5 protein-coding genes are annotated in these 9,240 nt (G+C 71.5%); 3 read left to right on the top strand and 2 right to left on the bottom strand.

What is annotated here, in order from left to right:
* Window positions 1-7: 7 nt before the first annotated feature.
* Together ACIOFR_RS41405 and ACIOFR_RS41400 are read right to left on the bottom strand one after the other, a co-directional pair.
* The gene (locus tag ACIOFR_RS41405) at window positions 8-439 is read right to left on the bottom strand and encodes a transposase (protein WP_401005887.1); all 432 of its coding nucleotides are present in this window, start codon (window positions 437-439) and stop codon (window positions 8-10) included.
* Window positions 405-773 (bottom strand): transposase, encoded by a 369-nt coding sequence (locus tag ACIOFR_RS41400; RefSeq protein ID WP_401005889.1) that lies wholly within the window; start codon window positions 771-773, stop codon window positions 405-407. The genes ACIOFR_RS41405 and ACIOFR_RS41400 overlap by 35 nt, the downstream gene beginning before the upstream one ends.
* Before the next feature lie 634 nt (window positions 774-1,407).
* Between ACIOFR_RS41400 and ACIOFR_RS41395 the strand changes: the two genes are divergently transcribed.
* The 3 genes from ACIOFR_RS41395 (at window position 1,408) to ACIOFR_RS41385 (ending at window position 8,896) form a co-directional block, all read left to right on the top strand.
* Window positions 1,408-1,851, top strand: a complete 444-nt coding sequence (locus ACIOFR_RS41395) for a trypco2 family protein (protein WP_401005885.1) — start codon at window positions 1,408-1,410, stop codon at window positions 1,849-1,851.
* A complete protein-coding gene (locus ACIOFR_RS41390; RefSeq protein WP_401005883.1) occupies window positions 1,852-7,551 on the top strand; it encodes a tetratricopeptide repeat protein in 5,700 nt (1,899 codons plus the stop codon).
* A gap of 397 nt (window positions 7,552-7,948) precedes the next feature.
* Complete coding sequence (locus tag ACIOFR_RS41385) at window positions 7,949-8,896, top strand: hypothetical protein (protein ID WP_401005881.1); 948 nt, start codon at window positions 7,949-7,951, stop codon at window positions 8,894-8,896.
* Window positions 8,897-9,240: the final 344 nt, after the last annotated feature.

Genomic DNA, 9,240 nt, shown 5'->3' with positions numbered 1-9,240 from the left:
GCCCTCGTCATGCTCTGCCTCGGCGGCAACCGCCCCACCCTGCCCCGACGCCAACTCGCATGACCCGACCCACAGGTCCAGCACAAGAGCCCCTTTTCGCGCGGACGTGCACGGAGTCGACGACGACGCGCGACAGGTCCAGGACCTCGGCGTCGGCCAGGCGCTCCAGCATCACCCTGCGGAGCCGGCCCCACAGGCCGCCCTTGGTCCAGATCGTGAAGCGGCGGTGCACCGTGGACTTCGACACCCCGAAACACGGTGGCAGATGCCGCCACGCACACCCCGTCGTCAACACGTAGACCACCGCGGCGAACACCGCCCGATCGTCCAAGTTGACCGTCCCACCGCCCTGTTGGCGCACCCGAGCCGCGGGAAGCAGCGGCTCCACCACTTCCCACAAGCCGTCAGGAACGATCCATCCCCACCCACCACTCCCCATGACCCCTACAACGAGACCACCGCCCACGTAGGACACGGTCTAAGACCTCCTGTTCGGCCGCGCCGACCTCGCCGTCGCAGCTGACCCTTGCCGACCGGGCTCGTGAACCTGGCCGGCCGGGGCGAGGGGCCTCGTGGCGCACCAGGGCGTACGTGAAGTCGATAGGGCAGCGGACCGCCTCCGCCGCCTGACGGTCCGACAGGCCGAGCAGAAACTGCAGCACGCAGACGGTGGCCCACTGAGCCGGAGAGTGACCGGGACGGCCATCGTGCGGATACCGGCCGGCGAAGTCCTCGTCGTGCCACAACCCGTCCAGCCTGTCCCGCACCCACATCGCCGTCGTCCCCTTCGAATTGCTCGCCCGTGCGACCTGCACGGTCAGAGCGGGAACCTGCACACCGAAACGGGGACGGACGGACAACACGCACCTCGCCGCCGGGTCGACCTGCATCACCAGCCGCGAGCCTGCCACTGATCACGCTGCCCAGCCACGGACCCCCAAGATCACCGACAGAGTCAAGCTCAGCCCAGCCCACATCACCCCACGCTGATCAGAAAATACACCCATGGACGGCGGGGCTCGCCGAGCACGGCGTGGAGTGGGCGGAGAAGCAGGGCGGCCACACGGAGGGAGCTCGGTGGGGTCCACTGCGGGGGCGTCGACTGTCACACGGGCACCGACTGCCGGAGCAGTGGGACGGGACCCTGCGACGGGCTCGCCGCCACGAGCCATGACCAGACATGGGCTCGACGGTTGGGGAATCCTCGGGCACTCGGATCACGGTCAGTACGCCGTCAACACATACCGGCGACGGCTATCTCGCTCACACCGTGTCCATATACCAGACGGCCGCGAGGGGGCGGGCATATTCGGCTGTTCGGGGCGTGGAGGAACGGTGGGTGGGGCAGAATCCGGCTCAAGTATGGCCGATCATCGGATGGTTGGCCGGACGGGGCGGGGGTGTTCGGTGGACGGCAAGGACGATGTCGCAAACGCGCTGGATGATCTACGACGCCAGCTGTACCAGGCCCAGGATGCAGGGGCGGGGCATCAGGTGCAGTTCGAGGTCGAGAAGGCCGAGCTGCATCTTGAGGTGCAGATCCGCAAGGACGCCGCGGGCAAGGCAAAGCTGTCGATCGGAGCGGCTGGCGCCGAGGTTGGTGGGGGCGCGGGCCAGACCCGAACCCACCGGCTGGTGCTCGTACTGAACGTTCGGGACAACGCAGTCAACGACCGTGCCCGCATCCGGCAGGAGGAGCGGAGATCCTGGTCTGAGATCGGTCGACACCCCGACAACGAAGGAGACTGCGGTACGGAGCCGGCGCCGACTCGCGCCGCAGGAGAGGGCTCCGCAACCCCGTCCAGTCCCCAGGACGATGCGGCCCGGCCAGGCCACACATGGAGGACGTGAATGTCTTCCGGAAGTCTGGACGAGAAGGATCTGGCACGCCTGGCCCTGGTGTGGGCCGGCACCCAGACGGCGGGCACGGGGCACGGCTCAGGATGGCTGATCGGACCGCGACTGGTCCTCACCGCCCACCACGTGGTCACCGACAAGAACGGCGAGTTGCTGCCGAAGATCGAGGTGCGGGTGGGTGACCCGCGAACCAACGCACCGTCACCGGCTCCGGTCTGGCGCTCCGCGCGCCTCTGCTGGCCCGACCCCGACGGCGGCCTCCCCTCGACGGATGCCCCGGACATCGCTCTGCTACGGCTGGACGAACCCGTGCACGTGGAGGGCAGCCCACCGGTGCGGTGGGGCCAGCCCGCTGGCATCACCCCCGTGCCCTACCACGGGTTCGGCTTCCCGCTGTTTGCCGAACCTCAACCTGACGACCCGGCTCGCAAGCATCACAGGCCCACGGAGGGCCCGGTCGAGCACCTGCGCGGCCACCTGCCACCCGTATCCACCGACGGCCTGGACGGCATGGTCCTGGACACCCAGACGTGGCCTGCCGAAATGGCGGACTCCCGACGACCGTGGTCGGGAGCCTCCGGCACCGCGGTGTTCTGCCACGGCCGCCTGGCCGGCGTCGTCACCCTGGACATGCGGGGCGGCCGCCGCCTGTATGCCCACCCCACTCGCCTCCTCCTGGAAGACTCAGCCTTCGGCCGCCTCGTCACGGAGCACACCGACAGGAAGCCGACCCTCGAAACCGTCCGCGAGGACAATCACCACGACACATCCACGTCATGGCCGGTTGAGGCCGGACGGATCCCCCTGCCGGACTCAGCCGCCCTGCCGCGTCCCGAGATCGAGGGGGAGTTCGCGGACACGCTTGCCGCGCACCGGCTGGTCCTGCTCAGCGGGCCCGGCGGGGTCGGTAAGTCGCAGCTGGCCGCAGCTCACGCACGCCACGCGCTGGCCAGCGGCGCCAGCCAGCTCGTCCTGTGGGCGGACGCCACCGACCGCGCGTCGCTCGCCGCCTCCTACGCCGGGGCTGCGCGAAAGCTACAGCTGTCCGACTTCTCAGACCGGGATCTCGACCACCAGGCCGACCTGTTCCTTGAGTGGTTCCGCACCCCCGGCCCGTCCGGCCTGGTCGTCCTGGACAACCTCGCGGACCCCGCCACCCTCACCGGCCTGCTGCCGTACAGCACCGCCGCCGACCGACACGTCCTTGTGACCTCTCGGCTCCGGGGGGCGTCCACCAGCAGGCTGCTCGGCACCATCGTCACCGTCGGGATGTTCGAGCCGGAGGAGTCGCTCGCCTTCCTGCGTAAGCGCATCAGCACCGTCGACGACCTGGCAAACCTGGCCGGGGACGAGCACGCCCAGGCCCTGACCGAGATCGCCGGGGAACTCCAACACCTTCCGCTCGCCCTCGGGTACGCCGCGACGGCCATGGCCGAGCACGGGCTCACCCCCGCCGAGTACCTGGAGGATCTGAAGGAGCGCAAACTGGGCCTGGACGAGCTGCTGCCCGCGGACCCGGTCGACGGTGGGAGCGCCGTCACCGCGGCTCTGCTGTTCTCGCTGGAGGCTGCGGACCGCCGGGCCCCGAAAGGTGCCGCCACTCCGGCCCTGCGGCTCGCCGCATGCCTCGACCCCGTCGGGCACCCCGGACGCCTGTGGCAGGCACCGGCGGTGCGGGATCGCTTGCTCAGCGACGGCGCCGAGGACTACTCCGGGCTCGGCGGCCGGCGCGTCGGCGACGCCGCCGTGCGCGTGCTGCACGAATACCGACTGGTCACCCACGACCGGCACGCCGAATCCCGGGCCGTGCAACTGCACGCCCTGACCGCCTGGGCGGCCCGCAGCACCCTGACGTCCGAACAGCTCACCGACCGGGCCGCCTGCGTGGCCACCGCCCTGCTCGGTCTGTGGCCCGAGTTCGACTACATCGACGCGGAGTTGGAAGACGCCCTTCGCGCCAACACGCGCGCCCTGCAGCGCCATGTCGGCGACCTGCTCCACGCCGTCCCGGACGGGCCTCGCCTGCTCACCCGGCACCTGCACAGCACGGTCGCCGCCGGCCTGCTCCGCGACGCGGTCGGCCTCTGGAAGACTCACGCCGAGGCCACCGCCGAGCGACTCGGCCCGGACGCGCCGGAGACGATCGCCGCGCTGACCGGCCAGGCCGAGGCGATGCTCGTCACGGGTGACCACGCGGGTGCGCTCGCGCTCGCCCGGGACGTCGCCGAGCGGGCCCTGCGCACCGCAGGGGCGACATCCGAACCCCACCTGGCCGCGCGGCTGGTGGTGGTCCAGTCCCACAACGCGGCGGGCCACTACGAGACGGCCGCGGCGCTGGCGGGCGAACTCGTCGACGACGCGACATCCGTGCTCGGCGCGGACGCCTGGGTGGCGCTCACGGCCCGCCTCGCCGCAGCCGACGCCGAACGCGACTGCGGCCGCCCCACGGCAGCCGCCGCGCACGAGCAGGCGGTCCTGGACCGGTCGGGCTCGGCCGGTCTGCTCCGCGGCGACCACGGGCTGCGGTTGGAAGGGTCGGTGCTGATCACTAACTTCATCCGGACCGGTGACGCCCGAGCGGCCCATGCCGCAGCCGAGCGACTGCTGGAACGACGTATGCGGTTGACCGGCCCCGACCATCCGGGTACGGCCGCTGCCCGGCTCGCCGTCGCCGTGGCCGCCCTGCGCGGCGGGCACGCGACGGAGGCACGGAACCAGGCGACCACGGCGCGTGACGCCCTGTCCACCGCCCTCGGCCCCAGCCACGAGTCGGTGCTCGCGGCCGGGCTGCTGATCACCCTGGCCCTAGTCGCGTTGGGCCGCCCGGCCGACGCGGCCGACAGGTCCTCAGCCACGCACGCGACCGCCCTTGCCGTCCTCGGCGAGGAGCACCCCAGCGCGCTACGGTGCGCGTCCGTGTTCGCCACCGCCCTGACCTCCGCAGGGCGCCACCGCGAGGCCGTACCGCTACTGGAGCGCACCCTTGAAGTACGTTCCAGGGTGCTGGGCGCCACCCACCCGGACACACTCATCTCGCGAGCCGAGCTGGCCGCCTCGCGCAGCCTCGACGGCCGGCTGGACGAGGCGGATGAGATGCTGCGGGAGGTCCGCGACGCCTCTGCCGAGCAGCTGGGCGCCGAGCATCCCGAGACCCTGACCGTCCGTCACAATCTGGCCTTGGTGTGGTCGGCGCTCGGGCGCGACGAGGAGGCGGAGACCACCCTGGTCGAGGTGATTCGACTGCGCACGGCCCTGCTGGGCGGCGAACATCCGTCCACGCTGACCTCCCGTCAGCTGCTCGCCACCGTGTGGGCGCGCACCGGTCGGACGGTGGACAGCCTCGCCGAGAACCGCGCGGTCCAAGCGATCCAGCAGGACGCCCTGGGCTCGGCTCATCCCAGCACTTTGAACAGCCGAAACAACGCGGCGCTGGTGCTCCATGCCTGCGGACGCGCCACGGAGGCCCTCGCCGAGCTCCGGGCCATCGCGATGGACGCGACCGAGGCGCTCGGGGACGACCACCCGCTCACGCTGGCCACACGATCGAACCTCGCCGCCGTCCTGTCGAAGCTCGGCAAGCATGAGGAGGCCCTTCACCTGGCCCGCTCGCTGGTGAAACAGGCGGTGGAGAGCGGTCCGGCCGCCGCCCACCTGCGACTGACGCTGCGCACCGGCGTGACCCGGGCCCTGCACGAGGCGGGCCTGGCAGCCGAGGCGGTCCTCGCGCAGCGACAGCTGGTGGCAGATGTCGAGGCCGCGTTCGACGCCGGCCATCCGAGTGTCCTGCTCGCCCGCAGCGATCTGGGCAATGTCCTCGTTCAGGCAGGGGAGCTCGACGAGGCGGTCCAGGTCGCTCGTGCCACCCTGGCGGGCACCGTGGACCGCTACGGCGAGAACCATCCGCAGAGCTTGACGGCCGCCGTCAACGTGGGTGCCACGCTGTACGCGGCCAACCGGGTGGAGGAGTCGACGACGGTGACCAAGGAGGCCGCCCGTGCCTCCGCAGAGGTGCACGGTGCGCTGGCACCCGCCACCCTCCAGGCTCGTGCAAACCTGGCCGTCGCACTGGCGGGGACGGGCCGCACCGCGGAGGCCGTCGACATCGGCGAGGACCTCGCGCGCCACTTCACTGCGCTGTCCGGGCCCGGTCACCCGCGCACACTGGACGCCAAGGCGAACCTCGTCGGGGCACTCAAGGCCGAGGGGCGGTTCGGCGAAGCCCTGGTCCTGTGCCAGGAAGTCGCCGATGCGCGCCGCGCACTGCTCGGTACGGCACACCCGGACACCCTCACCATCGAAGTCAACCTTGCCTGTTGCCTGTGGGACGCGGACCGGGTCGACGAGGCCGTCGCCCTGGAGCGACACGTCCTAGAGGTCCGGGAGGAGGCGCTCGGCCCGGGCCATCCCGACACCCGGCTGACCCGCAACAACCTTGCTGGCAGCCTGTCGGAACTCGGCGACAGCCGGACGGCCGCCGAGCTGTACGGGCGCAACGTCGAACTCGCCACCGAACTCCTCGGCCCCGACGGCCAGTCGGTTCTGGAGAGCCGCTGCGCCCGTGCCCGTGAACTCGGCGCGATGGGTCTGCATGCGGAGGCGCTGGCGGAGCTGGAGGACGTGGTGGCGCGGGCCGAGGCGGCCGGCCTGGACAGCGCACCCCGCTCGCTCTTCCGGGAGATGCTCGCCCTCGCCCTGGACGAGGCGGGCCGCACTGGGCAGGCCGTGGAGCTGCTGCGGCACGTGGCGGCGGAACGCGCTGACCGGATCGGCCCCGAGGCCCGGAACACCCTCACCGCCCGGGAGAACATTGCGATCATGCTTGGGCGCCTGGGCCGGACCGGCGAAGCGCTGGCACTCCAGCAGGAGCTGCTCGCCACCCGCGAACGCCGCTCGGGCCCGGACCACCCCGAGAGCCTGAACGCCCGCGCGATGCTGGCGGGCGCGACCTACCAGGCGGGCCGCTTCGCGGAAGCCGCAGCCCTCTTGGAGCCGGTCTGGACCGCGCGGCTCGCGGCACTGGGCGCCGACGATCCCCGTGTACTGACCCTGACCGGCAACCTGGCCGGCATGCGCTCGCGCGCCGGCTTCCCCGACGAGGCGATCCCGACGGAGGAGGAGGTGGTGGCCCGACGCGAACGCCTCTACGGGCCGCAGAACGCGAACACCGTCTGGGCCCGGGGCAACCTCGCCAACTCCTGCCGCCGCGCCGGACGCCCAGCGGAGGCGATCGGGCACGCACGGCGCGCCCACCAGGACGCGCTCGCCGAGCTCGGCGCCGAACACCCCATCGCCCGGCGGCTCGCCGTCGACCTCTCCGCCGCGCTGGCCGCCGCCGACCACCTCGTCGAGGCGTCCACCCTCGCCCGGGCCGAGTGGTCCGCCGCCCTCGCCGAGGGCGATCCTGGTCACCCGACCGCCGTCCAGGCCTGCACGGTGCTGGTCCGGGTCGCCCTCGCCACCGGACGTCCTCACGAGGTGCCCGCCCTCGCCGCGCCCGCGCTCGCTGCGGCGACGGACACCATCGGGCCCAACCACCCCGACACGCTGATCCTCCGTCACCTCGACGCTTTCGCAGTCGCGCCCGGGCCGGGCGACGACCCCAGGGTCGGCGAGGCCTTAACTGCGCTCGCCTCCGCTCTCGGCCCGCAGCACCCGGAGTACCTGGCTGCAGCCAGAGTCGGCGGTGCAAGCTGACCATGTCATTCCACTGTTTGCCCAGGTTCATCCCGATTCGGTGCCCTTCTTGTGGTAGGCGGAGCCGATCGAGAACCCGAGCCGGGACTTGCTGGGGGCTGCCGGCCGGGCACAGCACCGACGCGTCACGCGGCGGCAGAGGACCTGGGCCGGTGCCCTGCCCGGGATCTGCGAGGCCGGGCGGGGCGGGCGTGGACCAGCAGGTTCTCCATAGCGCACTCCAGACCGGCAAGGCCGATTTGCAGCGGCATCGGACGACGACCACCAGGCCGTCCGCGACACCCGACACCTCGACGCGGCCACGCTGTGCCAGGTGCCGACTGCCTGGAGCGCATCCGCACAGGGGCCCCCGCCCTGCGCGGCGAGCAGGTCCCGCCCGGCCCGGAGAACGTTCACCGTGGTCGACATCGTCGAGATCTACGTCCAGTGGTACGCGGGCCGGTCGAAGAACCAGCTCGCGGCCTCGTCGGGGGTGGACCGCAAGACCATCAGGAAGTATCTGGCGCCGGCGGAGGCGTCCGGGATAGCCCCGGGTGGGCCGCCCATGAGCGAGGCGGACTGGGGGAAGCTGATCAAGAGCTGGTTCCCGGAGCTGGCCCGGCGCCGGCTGAACCAGGTCACGTGGGCGGAGATCGAGCCGCACCGCGACCTGGTCAAGGGGCTGCTGGAGACGACCACGGTGACCACGATCCAGCAACGCCTCAGGGACGAGGGGAAGTTGACGGTGTCGTTGTCGACGTTCCGCCGGTGGGTGACCGAGAACCTCCCGGACGAGTCGGCCCGGTCGAAGGTGACGGTGCTGCGGGACGACGTCGAGCCGGGCTCGGAGGCCCAGATCGACTATGGCTTCCTGGAGCAGTGGATCAACCCGTCGACCGGGAAGCGGCACCGGATCTGGGCGTCCGTGATGGTGCTGGCCTGCTCGCGGCACATGTTCGTCCGTCCGGTGGTTCACATGGACCAGAACGCCTGGACCCAGTCCCACGTCGCAGCGTTCCGGTTCTTCGGCGGTTATGTGGGTGACAACTCTTCCGCGATCTCGTGTTCCCGGCCAGGATGGTCGCTCCCGTCGAGGAGCCCGGATGGTCTGGCAGCCGGTGTTGATTCGACATGTCGATGCCGCGGGGCACCCCGCGGCGTCCCTGGGCCATGCCCTGGTCGACGACTATCTGGAGTTCGTGGCGGCGCGCTGCCGACCGAACACTCTGCTGGCCACCGCCTGCGACCTCAAGGTGTTCTTCTCGGCAGTGCCCAAGGAACCGACCGACGTCGTCACCGCAGACATTCCCCGGCACCGACACCTGGACCAACGTCCTCGCCGCCCTCATGCCCGCCGTCCCCCTGATCCTGCTCCGCGCCCCCACCGCCATCTCCCCACACCTCGCGCAGCGCCTCACCGCCCGCCTGCCCTCCCCCCGGCGGCCGGGCCGGGCTTAGTGGATCGCCTTCCCCCGCCGCTACCTGCCCGAAGGCAGCATGGACCGGCTCTACCCGGCCAAGCGCCCCGAGAGCGCCCCCGCACTACCCGATACGCCCACCGAATGATCGGCTACACCACCAAATGGGACACGACCCCGGGCCGCTCCCCGGTGCCGCCGGGGAGGTCTCATTCGGCGGGGAAGTCGAAGGTGTATCCCTGGGCCTTGAGCCAGGGCAGCAGCTGGCGCAGCGCTTCGACGGTCTCGGTGC

This window comes from Kitasatospora sp. NPDC088346 (genome assembly GCF_044740765.1).
In the GTDB taxonomy this organism is placed as follows: Bacteria; Actinomycetota; Actinomycetes; order Streptomycetales; family Streptomycetaceae; genus Kitasatospora.
The sequence above is the reverse complement of the archived record's forward strand: the minus strand, read 5'-3'. Positions and strand labels throughout refer to the sequence as shown.

Excerpts from the sequence above, each read along its gene's own strand:
- ACIOFR_RS41405 (WP_401005887.1), bottom strand. The coding sequence starts at position 439 with ATGGGGAGTGGTGGGTGGGGATGGATCGTTCCTGACGGCTTGTGGGAA.
- ACIOFR_RS41400 (WP_401005889.1), bottom strand. The coding sequence starts at position 773 with ATGTGGGTGCGGGACAGGCTGGACGGGTTGTGGCACGACGAGGACTTC.
- ACIOFR_RS41390 (WP_401005883.1), top strand. The coding sequence starts at position 1,852 with ATGTCTTCCGGAAGTCTGGACGAGAAGGATCTGGCACGCCTGGCCCTG.